The following is a 14572-nucleotide window of genomic DNA, read 5'->3' on the forward strand; positions in this document are numbered from 1 at the left end:
TGAAATCCACTAAAATCCAAAGTAACATGAGAACAAGAATAACACTTATTATCTGCCTGTGCCTGTTTGCAGTCGGCAGGGCAAGCGCACAGTGGGCGGTGATAGACCCGTCCAACATCGCGCAGAGCATCGTGAACACCTCGAAGAACGTGGTACACACTTCCACGACCGCCCAGAATATGATAAAAAATTTTCAAGAGACGGTGAAGATTTACGAGCAGGGCAAGAAGTATTACGACGCGCTCAAATCCGTGAACAATCTGGTAAAGGACGCCCGGAAGGTGCAGCAGACCATCCTGATGGTGGGTGACATCACCGACACCTATGTGACCAGCTTCCAGAAGATGATGCGTGACGACAACTTCACGGTGGAGGAACTGGGAGCCATCGCCTTTGGCTACACCAAGCTGTTGGAGGAATCCAACGACGTGCTGACGGAACTGAAGAACGTGGTGAACATCACCACGCTCTCCATGACGGACAAGGAGCGCATGGATGTGGTGGAACGCTGTTACTCCAAGATGAAGCGTTACCGCAACCTCGTGAGCTACTACACCAACAAGAACATCAGCGTGAGCTACCTGCGGGCAAAAAAGAAGAACGACCTCGACCGCATCATGGGGCTGTACGGGAACATGAACGAAAGATACTGGTAGCCTATGAATTTCGACAACCTTCACCAGATTCTGCGCTCGCTCTATGAGCAGATGATGCCGCTATGTGGGGACATGGCGGGTGTGGCGAAAGGCATTGCCGGGCTGGGCGCGCTGTTCTACGTCGCCTACCGGGTGTGGCAGTCGCTGGCGAGAGCCGAACCGATAGACGTGTTCCCTATGCTCCGCCCCTTTGCGATAGGCTTGTGCATCATGTTCTTTCCGACGGTGGTATTAGGTACGATAAACAGCATCATGTCGCCCGTCGTGCAGGGTACGGCAAAGATGCTGGAGGCGGAAACGCTGGACATGAACCGATACCGTGAGCAGAAGGATAAACTGGAATACGAGGCGATGATGCGTAATCCCGAAACCGCCTACCTCGTGTCGAACGAGGAGTTTGACAAACAGTTGGAGGAACTGGGCTGGTCGCCCGGCGACATGGTGACGATGGCGGGGATGTATATCGAGCGCGGGATGTACAACATGAAGAAGGGCATCCGCGACTTCTTCCGCGAGATATTGGAACTGATGTTCCAAGCCGCCGCACTCGTGATAGACACCATCCGCACGTTCTTCCTCGTGGTGCTGGCGATACTCGGTCCGATAGCCTTCGCCATATCGGTATGGGACGGCTTCCAAAGCACGCTCACGCAATGGATATGCCGCTACATACAGGTCTATCTGTGGCTGCCCGTGTCGGATATGTTCAGCACCATACTGGCGAAAATCCAAGTGCTGATGCTGCAAAGCGACATCGAACGGATGCAGGCTGACCCGAACTTTTCGCTGGATTCGAGCGACGGGGTGTATATCGTCTTCATGATAATCGGCATCATCGGTTACTTCACCATCCCGACGGTGGCAGGCTGGATTATCCAAGCCGGAGGCATGGGAAGCTACGGTCGCAACGTGAACCAGACGGCAGGACGAGCCGGAAGCATGGCGGGCAGCGTGGCGGGTGCAGCCGCAGGAAACGTGGTCGGACGTGCCGGGAAACTGCTGAAATAATCAACTGACAATTAAAAACGAATAAACAACAATGGAATTTAAGTCACTCAAAAACATCGAATCATCGTTCAGGCAGATACGCCTGTTCAGTATCGTCTTCCTCTCGCTGTGCGCCGTGATAACGGTATGGAGCGTGTGGAGTTCCTACCGCTTCGCTGAGCGACAACGGGAAAAGATTTACGTGCTGGACAACGGCAAGTCGCTGATGCTGGCTCTCTCGCAGGACTTGTCGCAGAACCGTCCGGCGGAGGCAAGGGAACACGTGCGCCGCTTCCACGAGCTGTTCTTCACGCTCTCGCCCGAAAAGAGCGCGATAGAGCATAATGTGAAACGCGCCCTGCTATTAGCGGACAAAAGCGTGTACAACTACTATTCGGACTTCGCCGAGAAGGGGTACTACAACCGTATCATCGCCGGGAATATCAACCAAGTGCTGAAGGTGGACAGCGTGGTATGCGATTTCAACGGCTATCCCTACCGTGCCGTGACCTACGCCACGCAGAAGATCATCAGACAAAGCAACGTCACCGAGCGCAGCCTCGTGACGACGTGCCGCCTCTTGAACTCGTCCCGTTCGGACGACAATCCCAACGGTTTCACCATCGAGGGATTCACCATCATCGAGAACAAGGATTTACAAACCATCAAAAGGTAACGGACATGAAGAAAATCAGGAAATCATTTTGGCGTGCGTACTGGAAACTCCACGACAAAAAGAAAATGCTGGTGGCAAGGCTCAAAGGCTATCTGGACGGTTTGCCTCCGAAGACACGCAAACGCATCGTGCTGACGATGCTCGCCGCCTTCACGGTGCTTGCCCTCTACACCTTCGGAAAAGCCGTCTATGACATCGGCAGGAATGACGGCAGCCGTATGGTGACAGACCATGCCGGACAAGTGGAACTGTCCGTAAAGCCGGACAACAATCATAATGTAATACCTTATTTATATGGAACAGACGAAGAATGAACCTAAAAACGAGAACAAGGCGGCTCCCGACAACGGGAAACCGAAGAACCAACGCCAAGCCGAGAGCCATCAAGCCTGCTTGAATGGCCAAGGCGCGAAGGAGGAAGGCAAAGCCAAGGAGCGCAAGCCGCTGACCGAAGCCCAAAGGCTGAAACGTCAGAAAATGATAGTGTTGCCCGCTATGGTGCTGGTATTCATCGGGGCGATGTGGCTGATATTCGCCCCGTCTTCCGACAAGGAGCAGCAACCGGGGACGGGAGGTTACAACATCGAAATGCCCGACGCGGACAAGGCGAACCGCCAGATCATCGGCGACAAGGCGAAAGCCTACGAGCAGGGGGCGATGGAAGAACGGCAGGAGAACCGCAGCCGTGCCATGCAGGAACTGGGCGATATGTTCGACCGCGAGGTGGCGGAAACGGACGGCGGCAGGGACTTCGACCTTGCTAATCCCGGAAATGCGGAAGATGCAACAGCAAAATCATCCGCTCCGAAAACCATCCAATCCTCCGCAGCCGCCTACCGCGACCTCAATACCACGCTCGGCAACTTCTATGAGCAGCCAAAGAACGACAACGCGGAAATGGACGAATTGTTGGAGCGTATCGCCTCGCTGGAATCGGAACTGGAGAGCGAGAAAGGCAAGGCGTCCGCTATGGATGACCAAGTGGCACTTATGGAGAAGTCCTACGAACTGGCGGCGAAGTACATGGGCGGTCAGAACGGCACACAGCCACCTGTCGGACAGGCGGCGGAACCTTACCCTGTGCAGAAAACCGGAAAGAACACGGCTGCACCTGTCAGGCAGGTGACGCATCAGGTGGTATCCTCGCTCTCACAGCCGATGAGCAACGCCGAGTTTGTCGCCTCCTTCTCGCAGGAGCGTAACCGCAGTTTCAATACGGCGGTGGGCGTCACGACCGTATCAGACAAGAACACCATATCGGCGTGTGTCTATGGGGCGCAGAGCGTGACCGACGGGCAAGCTGTCAAACTCCGGCTGCTGGAGCCGATGGAGGTAGCGGACAAAATCATCCCCCGCAATGCGGTGGTGGTAGGCACAGCAAAGATTCAGGGCGAACGGCTTGACATAGGAATCACGTCGTTGGAATATGACGGCACTATCATTCCGGTGGAGCTGGCGGTGTATGACACGGACGGGCAACCCGGTATCTTTATTCCCAACTCGATGGAAATGAATGCCGTCAGGGAGGTTGCCACCAACATGGGCGGCTCGCTGGGCAGCAGCATCAATATCTCCACCAACGCAGGGGCGCAGCTTGCCTCCGATTTGGGCAAGGGGCTGATACAAGGCACAAGCCAGTATATCGCCAAGAAGATGCGTACCGTCAAGGTGCATCTGAAAGCCGGGTATAAGGTAATGCTCTATCAGGACAGGAATTGAAAACAGAAAAAGTAACAACAATCCAATTTTTATTTACCACTAAAATCCAAAGTAATGAGAAAAGTAATCATCATGTTTGCCCTCGCTATGGGCATCGTAACTGCCAACGCGCAGGAGAACGTAACCGTTGGAAAGGACAACGGAAGTGAACAACCGACCTTGACAAAGGAGGTCTATCCGCAGAAGGAGGCGGACGGCGACCTGTATCACGGGCTGACAAAGAAGCTGACCTTTGACCGCATGGTCCCTCCGCACGGCTTGGAAGTGACCTACGACAAGACCGTCCACGTCATTTTCCCCTCGGAGGTTCGTTACGTCGATTTAGGTTCGCCCGACCTGATTGCGGGCAAAGCCGACGGAGCGGAGAACGTCATCCGCGTGAAGGCTACCGTGAGGAACTTCCCGAACGAAACCAATATGTCCGTGATAACGGAGGACGGGAGTTTCTATACCTTCAACGTGAAATATGCCTCCGAACCGTTGCTGCTCAATGTGGAGATGTGCGACTTCATCCATGACGGCGAGAAGGTGAACCGCCCGAACAATGCGCAGGAAATCTATCTGAAGGAACTGGGCAGCGAAAGCCCGATGCTGGTACGCCTTATCATGAAGTCCATCCACAAGCAGAACAAGCGCGAGGTGAAGCACATTGGCTGCAAGCGATTCGGTATCCAGTATCTGCTGAAAGGTATCTACACGCATAATGGTTTGCTCTATTTCCACACGGAGATAAAGAACCAGAGCAATGTGCCTTTCGATGTGGACTACATCACATGGAAAATCGTGGACAAGAAGGTGGCGAAGCGTACCGCCGTGCAGGAGCAGATCATCCTGCCGCTCCGTGCGCAGAATTACGCCACACTCGTGCCGGGCAAGAAGAGCGAGCGCACGGTGTTCACGATGGCGAAGTTCACTATCCCCGACGATAAATGCCTCGTGGTGGAACTCAACGAGAAGAACGGGGGGCGTCACCAGTCTTTCGTGATTGAGAACGAGGACTTGGTACGTGCCAATACCATCAACGAACTTCAAGTGCGCTGACCATGAGAAAGTACATCGCAATAATCATCGCGTCGCTTGCCCTGTTTACGGGGCAGGCGCACGCCCAGCGATGCCTGCCGAAGATGCAGGGCATCGAGGTCAGGGCGAACATGGCGGACCGCTTCAATCCCGGCGGCAACGACGGCGGGTACAGTTTCGGGGCGGCTCTCTCCACCTACACGAAAAAGGGGAACAAATGGGTGTTCGGCGGCGAATATCTGTTGAAGAACAACCCTTACAAGGACGGAAAGATACCCGTGGCACAGTTCACGGCGGAGGGCGGATACGACTTCAAGATACTTTCCGATGCCCGTAAAATCGTGTTCGTCTATGCAGGTGCTTCGGCTCTTGCCGGATATGAATCGGTGAACTGGGGCGAAAAGGTACTGCATGACGGCTCCACGCTCCATGACCGGGACGCCTTCATCTACGGCGGTGCGCTGACGCTCGATGTGGAGTTTTACGTGGCAGACCGTATCGCCCTGCTCGCCAACCTCCGGGAGCGTTGCCTGTGGGGTGGCGACACGAGGAAGTTTCATACGCAGTTCGGGGTCGGAATCAAGTTCATCATCAACTGACACGGACATGGAACGGACGGAAATAGACATCATCAGACAAATGCCCATTGCGGTTTTTCTCGCACGGCTGGGGCATGAGCCTGTCAGAAGGAGCGGTAACGAGCTGTGGTATATCGCCCCGTATAGGGGCGAGCGCACGCCCTCTTTCCGTGTGAACGTGGCGAAACAGCTCTGGTACGACTTCGGTCTGGGCAAAGGTGGTGACATCTTCACGCTTGCCGGGGAGTTTATCGGAAGTGGCGACTTCATGGAACAAGTGAAGTTTATAGCGGGAACCTCTAATATGCAGATTGCAGAGTTTGACAAACCGACCTACATTCCGAAGCAGACAGAACCTGCCTTTGAGGGAGTGGAAGCCGTCCCTCTGCTTCGTTCTCCACTGACAGACTATCTGGCGGAACGGAGCATTCCTTACGTTGTCGCATCACGCTACTGCTGCCGACTGAATTACTGTGTGCGTGGCAAACGATATTTTGCCGTCGGTTTCCCGAACGTGGCGGGTGGATATGAGATCCGCAGCCGCTTCTTCAAAGGATGCGTGCCTCCGAAAGATGTGTCGCTGGTCAAGGCGGAAGGCTCTCCGGCTGACGTGTGCAGCGTTTTTGAAGGCTTCATGGACTTTCTTTCTGCTGCCACGTTCGGATTGGAAAAGGGTGAGTGCCTCGTATTGAACTCTGTTGCCAACGTGGAAAAGGCAATGAGGTATCTGGACGGCTGCGGGTGCATAGACTGTTATCTCGACCATGACGCAGCCGGACGGCGCACGTTGAAAACGCTGAAAGGACATTATGGAGAACGTGTCTATGACCGTTCCGCTCTCTATGACGGTTGCAAGGACTTGAACGAGTATCTGCAACTGACAACCAAAAAAGAACAATAACTTAAAAATCAAATGACAATGAACATACTGAACAACAAAAACAAGAGAATATCAATCTTCAAGACGTTGGCACTCTGCCTGTTCGCTGCCGTGTCGCTCACGCTCGTATCGTGTGACGACGACATGGACATACAGCAATCCTATCCCTTCACGGTGGAAACCATGCCCGTGCCGAACAAGGTGACGAAGGGGCAGACGGTTGAAATCCGCTGTGAGCTGAAAAAGACGGGCGACTTCGCCAACACCCTCTACACCATCCGGTATTTCCAGTTCGAGGGGGAAGGCACGCTGAAAATGGACAACGGAATCACGTTCCTGCCCAATGACCGCTACCTGCTCGAAAACGAGAAGTTCCGGCTGTACTACACGGCGGCGGGTGAGGAAGCGCACAACTTCATCGTGGTAGTGGAGGACAATTTCAGCAACTCCTACGAGTTGGAATTTGACTTCAACAACCGAAACGTGAAGGATGACGGGGTTATCACTGTTGTCCCCATCGGGAACTTCAAGCCCCTTACACGATGATGCGTGTATTCATGGCTATCCTCTGTTCGCTTCTGGCGGTCTGTTCCGTGTCCGCACGGAACAGACGCCATGAGGGAACGGACGGGCAGGCGGCTATCTACCGGCTGCCGCTTTTCGAGAGGGCGGTGCGATGCACGAAGTATTTTGAGGGCTGGCATTCGGAAAAACATCACCCGTATGTAGGATATGGACATCGGTTGCAGCCGGGGGAAAGGTATTCGGCACGCACCATGACGAAGCGGCAGGCGGACGCGCTTCTGCGAAAAGACCTGCGGAAGTTCTGCGCGATGTTCCAGCAGTTCGGGAAGGATTCGCTTCTGCTTGCCACGCTCGCCTACAATGTCGGTCCATATCGACTTTTGGGTAGCGGAAAGATTCCCAAAAGCACGCTGATCCGAAAGTTGGAGGCGGGCGACAGGAACATCTATCGGGAGTATATCGCTTTCTGCAACTACAAGGGGAAACGGCACGCCATGCTGCTCAAACGGAGAAAGGCGGAGTTTGCACTGTTGTATGTACCATAAATAATAAGTACCTGACAAAAGAAAATCCGATGAAGCCGCAACTTCATCGGATTTTCTAATATATTGCTGCTATCAGATAGTTTGAGATGGCAGTTCTTTTATATGAACTACATTATATTCTTTGCCTTTCTTTATGTCAGTTATCTCAAATTTTGTTCCTCTTTCAAATTCCACTTGATATTCAGGATACGGACAATCCTCTCCATGATTATATATTTTATATATTTCATAAGCTTTTGTTTGACCTTCCGGTAAAGGCTCAATTATCCATTTTATAGAATGAGCATTATCAAAATCATCTATTGATGTCGTAAAAAAGCCATTTACGGTAAAAATATCTCCAATCCTATTATTACCACGCATAAAACCATCATTGGCATATAACACAGGGTGAGTATTTTTAGGAGCTTTTCTTAATGCACTATCTAAGTTTTGGATTAAAACTTCTGTTAAGGCATTCAATTTACGCCTATTATACAGAGGTTCTTGTATGAACCGAGAACTACCAAAGCCTTCAAGGATGACGATACTTAATGCTTCTAAATCAGTCAAATTATATTCTTTATAATGTATTTTATTGACCTCTTTCAGATGTTGCATCGCTTTTATATGAGAATTCAACAACTCAACATCTCCTCCTCGTTTATATGCAGATGGATTGTGCTGATATATTGTTTCTACAATTAGTTGTAAATCTTCTATATTCATATTAATATACAAAAAAATAACAATGCAAAATTAGCCTTTTATGGCTAATTTTACATATTCAAATAAGAATTTTATCGAAGATTGGAACAAAGGTTTCTTTGCTACTTTCTTTGTCCGCCATCATGCTCACTGAAAGAAAGTAGGCGGCTTTCGCCGCCCATCGTTCAAAAACGGGTGTAAAGCCCCGTCACCATCGTGAACATTTCCTCCAGCATATCGCAATATATCCCCTCGTGCGTTTCTATGTCTTTCGTCTTGCACTCGAATGTCTTTTTGCTGAACGTCCTGCGGTAGAAGCGCATATTGTAGAGGTCTGCCCCTGCATCATAGATGATGTCAAGGCGGTTGGCACTCGTCTTGTTCCTCGCAAGGCTCATGCGTAAGCCGTTGCCCATGTCTATGAAGTCTTTGCTTCCCGTCATGGTGGCAAAGCGTCTGCCACCTATCTGCTCCAAAATTGTCTTCGCTATCATATTCGTTGTATTTTAGGCGTTATGTTGTGGCGGTGCGGACACCGCCACAACGTTCAAAATTCAGTTTTCTCGGCTATGGGTGTGCATCTTTCCAGCCACTCTTTCAGCCACTCCATGTTATACTCGCTCGTTATGACTGCCGTATGGCTGTCAATGGCAGTAAACCTGCTACTTTCATAGTTGTCTATCCACCCCTTCAGGGTATCAACTCCCCATGCTTCGGCATCATCAAACATTCCGTCCAATGCCTTGATTGGCTCGCTGAACTTGACTATCAGCGTTTGGTAGGCAACTTCGTTCATCGCTTGTCCTCCTTTCTTTCCTTTGCCGTCAGCCACTTGTCCCGTGCGGCTCGGCACTCGTCTAACGTGGGTTTCACACAAGAGAACAATTCCCCGTCCGTGTGGCGGTAGTCGTATTGCATAAGTGTCCGCTTACGTCTGCCGATACCCGTTTGGGACTTCTCGTATTTCTCTGTCCCTGCTTGCGTGCAGGTGCTTACTCCGTTGATGGTCATCCGTGTACTCATAATCGTTATTTTTAGATGGTTAGAAATGTACTGACAACACTCTGTTCTGCATCACTATTTCGGGGTTACTCGTATAGCGTTGGTGCAGGTAGAAATGATGTGAGCCGAAGCCGTAATAAAAGAACTTGTCAAGTTCGTGTTTCTCGGCAAAGTCCTTGACGCTCGCCCTTAATTGCTCCTCACTCTGACAAAGAGTGAGGAGGTTCATAAATTCAAGGAACATCGTGGGGATTTTATCATCCCATAGGAAAACCATGCTTTCAAATCTTACTTCCATAATGTTAGTTGTTAGATGTCGATATTATGCCGCTTTCATCCGCTGGCGGATAAGGTTGGCGTTCTTGTTCACAAGGGCGATGATGCGGTCGTGGTATTCGGAGTTCTCGTTGCATACGCCACGACACTGCACCACCTCAAAAGTTTTTAGTGACACCTCTATCGTTTCAATTCGTTTTCCGTCAATGGTGGCGGATAGGATAAGGGAGTCTTTTCGTTTGTGGTAACCGCCCACACAATGGTGCATCGTCCTTCCTTCCTCTGCCATTTCTTCCACGCTCTCTATGACTTTGACGCAAATAAGGCTGTCGGTAAAGGCAAGTCCGAAGAATATGCCCTTAGCTTTCAGATATTGTTTCTCGTCCTCAATCGCTTTCCTGCGTTGCTGTTCAGTCCACTCATGTTTCCTTTGCAGGTTGCGCTTTGCCACCAACTTGTCGTGTTCAACTTTGAGGTCGGCAGGGCAAACGTATTTCGGGCTGTTTGTGTCCTTGCCGAAATGACGCAGGAGGTCTATGGTGTCACGCCACATTGAGCCGTCCTCAATGGTATAGCCGTTGCGGATACATATCTTGATTGAAGCCCAATACTCTCCAATATTGAAAGAGTGGTACAGATAGTAGCGCAACATGGGATATTGCCCTGCCTTCAACAACGTTTCCGCACGGCTGTCCGACAATAATGCCGGTATTAGTTTGGTGGGTACAATGTCGTGGAAATTGCCGTTAAAGCCGTTTCTGCGGAGCGTCGGCAACACCTTATATCTTGGATATATCGGGGAATATGAGATATGGCGGTACGCTTCATTGTCATTGCGGATAGCAAAAGGAGAAGCGAATGAGAACGTGTCGATGTAGCATCCCAATGTGCGTGGAATGGCAACAACAGCCTTACGCCCTTGTTCATTCCACCAATACTGCCCGATTTCAAGGGCATAGGACTTGGCATTAACCCCTTTCTCCATACCCACGACAAGCAAGAACATTCGTAGCACTTGGTATTCTCCGCTTGTGGTAAGGGTTGTGAAATACTGCTTTTGTCTTACCTTGCGCTGATAGGTGAGGCAGACTTTCAAACTTGCTCCACATTCGGGACACGTACAATGCTCGGTCTGCTCCGTCATTACCCAACTATGACCGCAATCCATACAAGTGGTACGACCTTTCGGCAAGCGGTGTGCATAATGCTCCACGCAATTACGGAATGCCCAATTTATCTGTATCGGGGTTATCGGGCGTAGTTTCTTGCTTTGGGCAAGAACTGCTTTTTCAAATTTGTTTCTCGGTTTCATAAGCCAAAATCAAATAATGAGGGTTGAACTTGGGTTTCTGTTTTCGCCTTTGTCGGCTTGGTGCGGTTCTGCAACTTGCGGAGTTCCTCGTCTTGGTATCTGCGGACTGCCTGCTGACGTGCTTCTGCTTTTTCCTCTGCCGTGAGTTCCACAATGTGGTTCACCGCCACTTGGCATTGGATAGGCTTGCCCACCTCAATCTCGTTCTCGTCATAGTAGTGTACTGCTTGTCCGTATATCTCTCCGTCCGTGAAGCCGTTACAACCGCTTTTCTGCACATAGTTCAGAATGTAGGTTACGCAATCGTCAATGTTCTTGGCTGGATTGCGGTAGTTCTTCGCAAAGAGCGTGTCTTCCTCCGCACGTTGTTCCAAATACATCTGTATCGTTCTCTTGAAATGGTCTGTTCCTTTCATATCGCTGTCGTTTTTATGAGTTGTCAAATAGTATGTTTCAAAATCTCCCTCCAATAAATCGGCTCAACCTCGCTCAATAGGAAGTCTATAAAGTCCTTCCGTGCGTCCTTGTTCAGTTCGTGGTAGAGTCCACGGAACACGGACATATTGCCGTTGAGGTATGTTTCCACCATGTACTCGAAGATGTTGCCCACCTCGTAGTATCTGCATTGTTGCTCCACTGTCTTGCTTCTTCTCTTTGCCATGTCGGTAGGGATTAAAGGGTGAATAACCAAAGAATGAAGCCGAAGAACAGGATAACGGAAAGAATAGCCACGATTACCCCTATTGCCACTCGGAACACTCCGTTTATTATCTCTCTGACGATGTACCAAAGGATGCCGGACACCCAAAAGGCGGTGCGCATGATTAGGGTGCATATCGCAAGCCCTATGTATTGCGCCATTTGTCTGAAATTTACCGTTGCTGTCATAGCCGTATCATTTGTTAAGTTCCACGATGCTGTCTATCCTGCCGTATAGGAAACTGCGGAGTGCGGTCTTGTCGGTAGCCTTGTATTCCGCCCAATGTCCATACTGCTTTACAATGTAGGTTCGGAGAATGTCGGAAAAGTCAAACATCCAACCTTGCAAGGGTACTGCGCTCTTGAAATAGGTGTTGCTGTTCACGTTGCGTGTAAGCCAATCCTTTTCCTCTCGGCTCAATTTCTCACCATTGTTCAGTTTGGTGCGAAGTCCGTACACCTTGCTGCCTTGCAGGTTCTCCAAACTTGGTACTTCCCATGCCACGAATTTTGTTGCTATTGCCGTTCTCATATCCGTTTTGTTTTTGATTTTTTGTTTTTTAATGCGGATTCAAGAGCTGAGGGAGTTGAGTTTCAAACTATCTTATCTGCCTCTCGTTTATCCGACATTTTTTTTAATGCGTCTTTCTGTCGCATCGGTCGTTTTCGTTTCGGGTGCTTAAAAAGGTAGGGATTAGGGAATGCAAGGTTTTTCGGAAAAATACTACCCGAAAGGCTGGAGATTTTTCCAGAAAACAGGAGGCTTGACCTTGCTTTCCCGTACAATCCCGGAGTTACCTTTGCACCCAGCACGAAAATGACTGCCTGATGCGGCTCACTGAAAGGCGCGAAAATGGAGGTAAACGGAAGTGGAGGCAGATTAGACAGGAAAACTTCAAAAGAGAAATCCGTGAAAAAGACATCCCCAACAGAAAAGAACATAGCCGGTAGCGTGAAACCGAGCAAACCATCGGCAAGGAAGTATGTTTTTATCTGTTTGGCCAAACGTGTTTGGTCGGATGGATAAAATCATTCTTCCCGGTTTGTCTGCCGTGAGTGACGGCTTGTTCCATTTATGGAATGTGCGGTCATACACGGCTTTCCGCTTCCGGCTCAAAAGGACAACGAAAAAAGAAAAATCGTCAAAACCCCGTAAAAGCACCTCTTTGGCATAAGCACAAAAGAAAGGGGCCTTGTCTCATCAGTCTAAACTATTGTTTAGGCATGAGGCAAAGCCCTTTTCTCCGCTTATGCGGCAGTCGGCACACGTTCGTTCAAAATCTTTTTGGGCGATGGTGTGCTGACGGATAAAATCGCTTTTACGGAAAAACTTGTGTGAGAAGAAAAATCAGGAGATTCATTTCTAAATCTCCCGTTTTATTGTTACTTTTGCATACGAAGAGTTCTTTGAAGGTTACGCAACGCACAGAAGAATAATGCAGTAGATAACTAACTAATTCGTAACCTATTACTATTATGAGCGATTACCCAATGCTCATTTCCAATAAATTACACTCTTTTCGTAACTTCCTTATACAAACGAACAAGTAAATAATCCTAATCACAAAAATAATGAAAACAACGCATTGGATGATGTACACCCTACTGGGAGCAACACTTGCTTTAACAGCATGTGTTGAGGATGACAAAGACCTCTCACAACCCAAAGAACCGGAAAAAACGACAGACCTGGTCATACCGGATGATGCGGACTGGACCACTACAAGGAGTGTCAATCTCTCCATTACTTCGCCCGTGGCAACACGAGTGGCGATTTATACCGACGAATCATGCACCGACGCAAGTTTACTGACAGAACTGCCTGTATCCGAAGTTGCCAAAAACATCCGGCTGGATGTAGCCAAGGCAGACCGGGCATTATACGTACAGTATGCTACAAGCAAAGGGAAAGAAATGATGAACATCCCCCTCAATACGGCTTCTACACGTGCAGAGACGCTGGTCAAACTGCCGGAAAACGTGAGTGGATTTGACACAAACGGAGGAGAGGGTGCATACAGATATCAATGGTATCCCGCAAAAGGAGAAACGGCAACCCTGATGATGGAAGATAACTGGCCCGAAATGGGAGATTATGATTTCAACGATTTCGTTATCTGGTATCACGCGCAAGCGATCTTCTTTGACGGCGGCAACGGAAGCAAAGATTCTTATGAGGCAGACGGAATTGAATTTGAAATCACTTTCCGTGCAATGGGAGGCTATCTGCCTTATCGCCTGGGACTGCAATTAGACCAAACATCTGCCAAATATATCGACGAAGTGATCGAAATAAACGGGAACGACCTTGTTAAGATGGAACTTCAGAATCCCGGAGAAGACGCTCCTGCTATCTTCATATTCACCGGCACCGATCAATTACGGAAACAGAATAACGGCGGAACATTCTATAATACCGAAGCTGACCATCAGATAGCAGCCAATGACCTGGTAACGATTAAATACAGATTAAAGATCAACTGTTTCAACAGCTTAGAAAGAACAAAGGCATTATGGGCGGCGGCAATCTCAGAAAATCAGAACTTCTTCCTCCAGAAAGAAAAGAACGGAGGACGTGAAATTCACCTGAGAGGTTACGAACCGACTGCTTACTACAGCGATTCATACGCCGGTGAAGCCGGAAACAATATGCGCAGTGACATCAAATATTGCAGTACCGACAATTTCGTGTGGGGTATCAAAGTGCCTGTTAAGCTTGCACATCCACGCGAAAAGAAAGATATCATGGAGGTTTACGGCAAGTTCAGAAGCTGGATCACTAATCCGAATCTCTCACCGGACAGTCCGGACTTCAACGAAAACTGGTTCAAATATCTCGATTCATCTCAAGCAATAAAATAAGCCATCAAACATTTCATACCCTAATCCTATTATTCAAATAGGTATTTGTTTGATTTATTTTTCAGCCTGTCCGGTCATTCCCCCCTTGACTGTGGCAGGCTGAAGTTTTTCTTTATTGATTCTCTTCGCACGAATAGACTATCAGACC

At 49.4% G+C, this 14572-nt stretch carries 22 protein-coding genes; 11 read left to right on the forward strand and 11 right to left on the reverse strand.

The window, feature by feature from the left end; translation table 11 throughout:
* Positions 1 to 26 precede the first annotated feature (26 nt).
* The 10 genes from DBK98_RS19880 to DBK98_RS19925 are packed head-to-tail and all read left to right on the forward strand — an operon-like array spanning position 27 to position 7586.
* The gene (locus DBK98_RS19880) at positions 27 to 656 is read left to right on the forward strand and encodes a DUF4141 domain-containing protein (protein WP_004308927.1); all 630 of its coding nucleotides are present in this window, start codon (positions 27 to 29) and stop codon (positions 654 to 656) included.
* A gap of 3 nt (positions 657 to 659) precedes the next feature.
* Positions 660 to 1664, forward strand: coding sequence for a conjugative transposon protein TraJ (gene traJ / locus DBK98_RS19885; RefSeq protein ID WP_005643924.1), 1005 nt, complete (start codon positions 660 to 662; stop codon positions 1662 to 1664).
* 31 nt (positions 1665 to 1695) lie between these two features.
* A complete protein-coding gene (gene traK / locus DBK98_RS19890; RefSeq protein WP_128900027.1) occupies positions 1696 to 2319 on the forward strand; it encodes a conjugative transposon protein TraK in 624 nt (207 codons plus the stop codon).
* A 5-nt stretch (positions 2320 to 2324) separates the two neighbouring features.
* The gene (locus DBK98_RS19895; RefSeq protein WP_032567516.1) at positions 2325 to 2633 is read left to right on the forward strand and encodes a TraL conjugative transposon family protein; all 309 of its coding nucleotides are present in this window, start codon (positions 2325 to 2327) and stop codon (positions 2631 to 2633) included.
* Positions 2614 to 4038, forward strand: coding sequence for a conjugative transposon protein TraM (traM, locus tag DBK98_RS19900; RefSeq protein ID WP_128900028.1), 1425 nt, complete (start codon positions 2614 to 2616; stop codon positions 4036 to 4038). Before DBK98_RS19895 ends, traM begins: the two co-directional genes overlap by 20 nt.
* Positions 4039 to 4092: 54 nt before the next feature.
* Positions 4093 to 5079 (forward strand): conjugative transposon protein TraN, encoded by a 987-nt coding sequence (traN, locus tag DBK98_RS19905; RefSeq protein WP_008645936.1) that lies wholly within the window; start codon positions 4093 to 4095, stop codon positions 5077 to 5079.
* Positions 5080 to 5081: 2 nt separating this feature from the next.
* Positions 5082 to 5657: a conjugal transfer protein TraO gene (locus tag DBK98_RS19910; RefSeq protein WP_008645934.1), complete on the forward strand. Its 576-nt coding sequence runs from the start codon at positions 5082 to 5084 to the stop codon at positions 5655 to 5657.
* Positions 5658 to 5664: 7 nt separating this feature from the next.
* On the forward strand, positions 5665 to 6537 hold the full coding sequence (locus tag DBK98_RS19915; RefSeq protein WP_008645933.1) for a toprim domain-containing protein: 873 nt from the start codon (positions 5665 to 5667) through the stop codon (positions 6535 to 6537).
* A gap of 18 nt (positions 6538 to 6555) precedes the next feature.
* Complete coding sequence (locus DBK98_RS19920; protein WP_008645930.1) at positions 6556 to 7062, forward strand: DUF3872 domain-containing protein; 507 nt, start codon at positions 6556 to 6558, stop codon at positions 7060 to 7062.
* Entirely contained in the window at positions 7059 to 7586 is a 528-nt protein-coding gene (locus DBK98_RS19925) for a glycoside hydrolase family protein (RefSeq protein WP_008645928.1), read from the forward strand. Before DBK98_RS19920 ends, DBK98_RS19925 begins: the two co-directional genes overlap by 4 nt.
* 72 nt (positions 7587 to 7658) lie before the next feature.
* Here DBK98_RS19925 and DBK98_RS19930 read toward each other — a convergent pair whose 3' ends face one another.
* The 11 genes from DBK98_RS19930 to DBK98_RS19980 all read right to left on the reverse strand — a co-directional run bounded on the left by DBK98_RS19930 (position 7659) and on the right by DBK98_RS19980 (position 12567).
* A complete protein-coding gene (locus DBK98_RS19930; protein WP_008645925.1) occupies positions 7659 to 8294 on the reverse strand; it encodes a hypothetical protein in 636 nt (211 codons plus the stop codon).
* Between the two features lie 164 nt (positions 8295 to 8458).
* Complete coding sequence (locus tag DBK98_RS19935) at positions 8459 to 8767, reverse strand: hypothetical protein (protein ID WP_008645916.1); 309 nt, start codon at positions 8765 to 8767, stop codon at positions 8459 to 8461.
* A 53-nt stretch (positions 8768 to 8820) separates the two neighbouring features.
* Positions 8821 to 9126, reverse strand: coding sequence for a hypothetical protein (locus tag DBK98_RS19940; RefSeq protein ID WP_032567514.1), 306 nt, complete (start codon positions 9124 to 9126; stop codon positions 8821 to 8823).
* Entirely contained in the window at positions 9066 to 9296 is a 231-nt protein-coding gene (locus tag DBK98_RS19945; protein ID WP_008645914.1) for a DUF3873 domain-containing protein, read from the reverse strand. The genes DBK98_RS19940 and DBK98_RS19945 overlap by 61 nt, the downstream gene beginning before the upstream one ends.
* Before the next feature lie 19 nt (positions 9297 to 9315).
* On the reverse strand, positions 9316 to 9573 hold the full coding sequence (locus tag DBK98_RS19950; RefSeq protein ID WP_008645913.1) for a hypothetical protein: 258 nt from the start codon (positions 9571 to 9573) through the stop codon (positions 9316 to 9318).
* A gap of 24 nt (positions 9574 to 9597) precedes the next feature.
* Positions 9598 to 10863: a PcfJ domain-containing protein gene (locus DBK98_RS19955; RefSeq protein ID WP_008645912.1), complete on the reverse strand. Its 1266-nt coding sequence runs from the start codon at positions 10861 to 10863 to the stop codon at positions 9598 to 9600.
* Complete coding sequence (locus DBK98_RS19960) at positions 10860 to 11279, reverse strand: PcfK-like family protein (RefSeq protein WP_004310304.1); 420 nt, start codon at positions 11277 to 11279, stop codon at positions 10860 to 10862. Before DBK98_RS19960 ends, DBK98_RS19955 begins: the two co-directional genes overlap by 4 nt.
* A 23-nt stretch (positions 11280 to 11302) precedes the next feature.
* The gene (locus DBK98_RS19965) at positions 11303 to 11524 is read right to left on the reverse strand and encodes a hypothetical protein (protein ID WP_008019901.1); all 222 of its coding nucleotides are present in this window, start codon (positions 11522 to 11524) and stop codon (positions 11303 to 11305) included.
* Between the two features lie 11 nt (positions 11525 to 11535).
* Positions 11536 to 11751, reverse strand: coding sequence for a hypothetical protein (locus DBK98_RS19970; RefSeq protein WP_005643957.1), 216 nt, complete (start codon positions 11749 to 11751; stop codon positions 11536 to 11538).
* Positions 11752 to 11758: 7 nt separating this feature from the next.
* Positions 11759 to 12094, reverse strand: a complete 336-nt coding sequence (locus DBK98_RS19975) for a hypothetical protein (protein WP_004310306.1) — start codon at positions 12092 to 12094, stop codon at positions 11759 to 11761.
* 62 nt (positions 12095 to 12156) lie between these two features.
* Positions 12157 to 12567, reverse strand: a complete 411-nt coding sequence (locus DBK98_RS19980; RefSeq protein ID WP_032588465.1) for a hypothetical protein — start codon at positions 12565 to 12567, stop codon at positions 12157 to 12159.
* A gap of 567 nt (positions 12568 to 13134) precedes the next feature.
* On the opposite strand from DBK98_RS19980, the gene DBK98_RS19985 reads away from it, so the two are divergent.
* Positions 13135 to 14424: an LruC domain-containing protein gene (locus DBK98_RS19985; protein WP_032535707.1), complete on the forward strand. Its 1290-nt coding sequence runs from the start codon at positions 13135 to 13137 to the stop codon at positions 14422 to 14424.
* Positions 14425 to 14572: the final 148 nt, after the last annotated feature.

Source organism: Bacteroides sp. PHL 2737 (assembly GCF_004115325.2).
GTDB lineage: Bacteria > Bacteroidota > Bacteroidia > Bacteroidales > Bacteroidaceae > Bacteroides > Bacteroides hominis.

Coding starts and splice junctions, on each gene's coding strand:
- DBK98_RS19880 (WP_004308927.1), top strand. CDS start 27: ATGAGAACAAGAATAACACTTATTATCTGCCTGTGCCTGTTTGCAGTC.
- traJ (WP_005643924.1), top strand. CDS start 660: ATGAATTTCGACAACCTTCACCAGATTCTGCGCTCGCTCTATGAGCAG.
- traK (WP_128900027.1), top strand. CDS start 1,696: ATGGAATTTAAGTCACTCAAAAACATCGAATCATCGTTCAGGCAGATA.
- DBK98_RS19895 (WP_032567516.1), top strand. CDS start 2,325: ATGAAGAAAATCAGGAAATCATTTTGGCGTGCGTACTGGAAACTCCAC.
- traM (WP_128900028.1), top strand. CDS start 2,614: ATGGAACAGACGAAGAATGAACCTAAAAACGAGAACAAGGCGGCTCCC.
- traN (WP_008645936.1), top strand. CDS start 4,093: ATGAGAAAAGTAATCATCATGTTTGCCCTCGCTATGGGCATCGTAACT.
- DBK98_RS19910 (WP_008645934.1), top strand. CDS start 5,082: ATGAGAAAGTACATCGCAATAATCATCGCGTCGCTTGCCCTGTTTACG.
- DBK98_RS19915 (WP_008645933.1), top strand. CDS start 5,665: ATGGAACGGACGGAAATAGACATCATCAGACAAATGCCCATTGCGGTT.
- DBK98_RS19920 (WP_008645930.1), top strand. CDS start 6,556: ATGAACATACTGAACAACAAAAACAAGAGAATATCAATCTTCAAGACG.
- DBK98_RS19925 (WP_008645928.1), top strand. CDS start 7,059: ATGATGCGTGTATTCATGGCTATCCTCTGTTCGCTTCTGGCGGTCTGT.
- DBK98_RS19930 (WP_008645925.1), bottom strand. CDS start 8,294: ATGAATATAGAAGATTTACAACTAATTGTAGAAACAATATATCAGCAC.
- DBK98_RS19935 (WP_008645916.1), bottom strand. CDS start 8,767: ATGATAGCGAAGACAATTTTGGAGCAGATAGGTGGCAGACGCTTTGCC.
- DBK98_RS19945 (WP_008645914.1), bottom strand. CDS start 9,296: ATGAGTACACGGATGACCATCAACGGAGTAAGCACCTGCACGCAAGCA.
- DBK98_RS19950 (WP_008645913.1), bottom strand. CDS start 9,573: ATGGAAGTAAGATTTGAAAGCATGGTTTTCCTATGGGATGATAAAATC.
- DBK98_RS19955 (WP_008645912.1), bottom strand. CDS start 10,863: ATGAAACCGAGAAACAAATTTGAAAAAGCAGTTCTTGCCCAAAGCAAG.
- DBK98_RS19960 (WP_004310304.1), bottom strand. CDS start 11,279: ATGAAAGGAACAGACCATTTCAAGAGAACGATACAGATGTATTTGGAA.
- DBK98_RS19965 (WP_008019901.1), bottom strand. CDS start 11,524: ATGGCAAAGAGAAGAAGCAAGACAGTGGAGCAACAATGCAGATACTAC.
- DBK98_RS19970 (WP_005643957.1), bottom strand. CDS start 11,751: ATGACAGCAACGGTAAATTTCAGACAAATGGCGCAATACATAGGGCTT.
- DBK98_RS19975 (WP_004310306.1), bottom strand. CDS start 12,094: ATGAGAACGGCAATAGCAACAAAATTCGTGGCATGGGAAGTACCAAGT.
- DBK98_RS19985 (WP_032535707.1), top strand. CDS start 13,135: ATGAAAACAACGCATTGGATGATGTACACCCTACTGGGAGCAACACTT.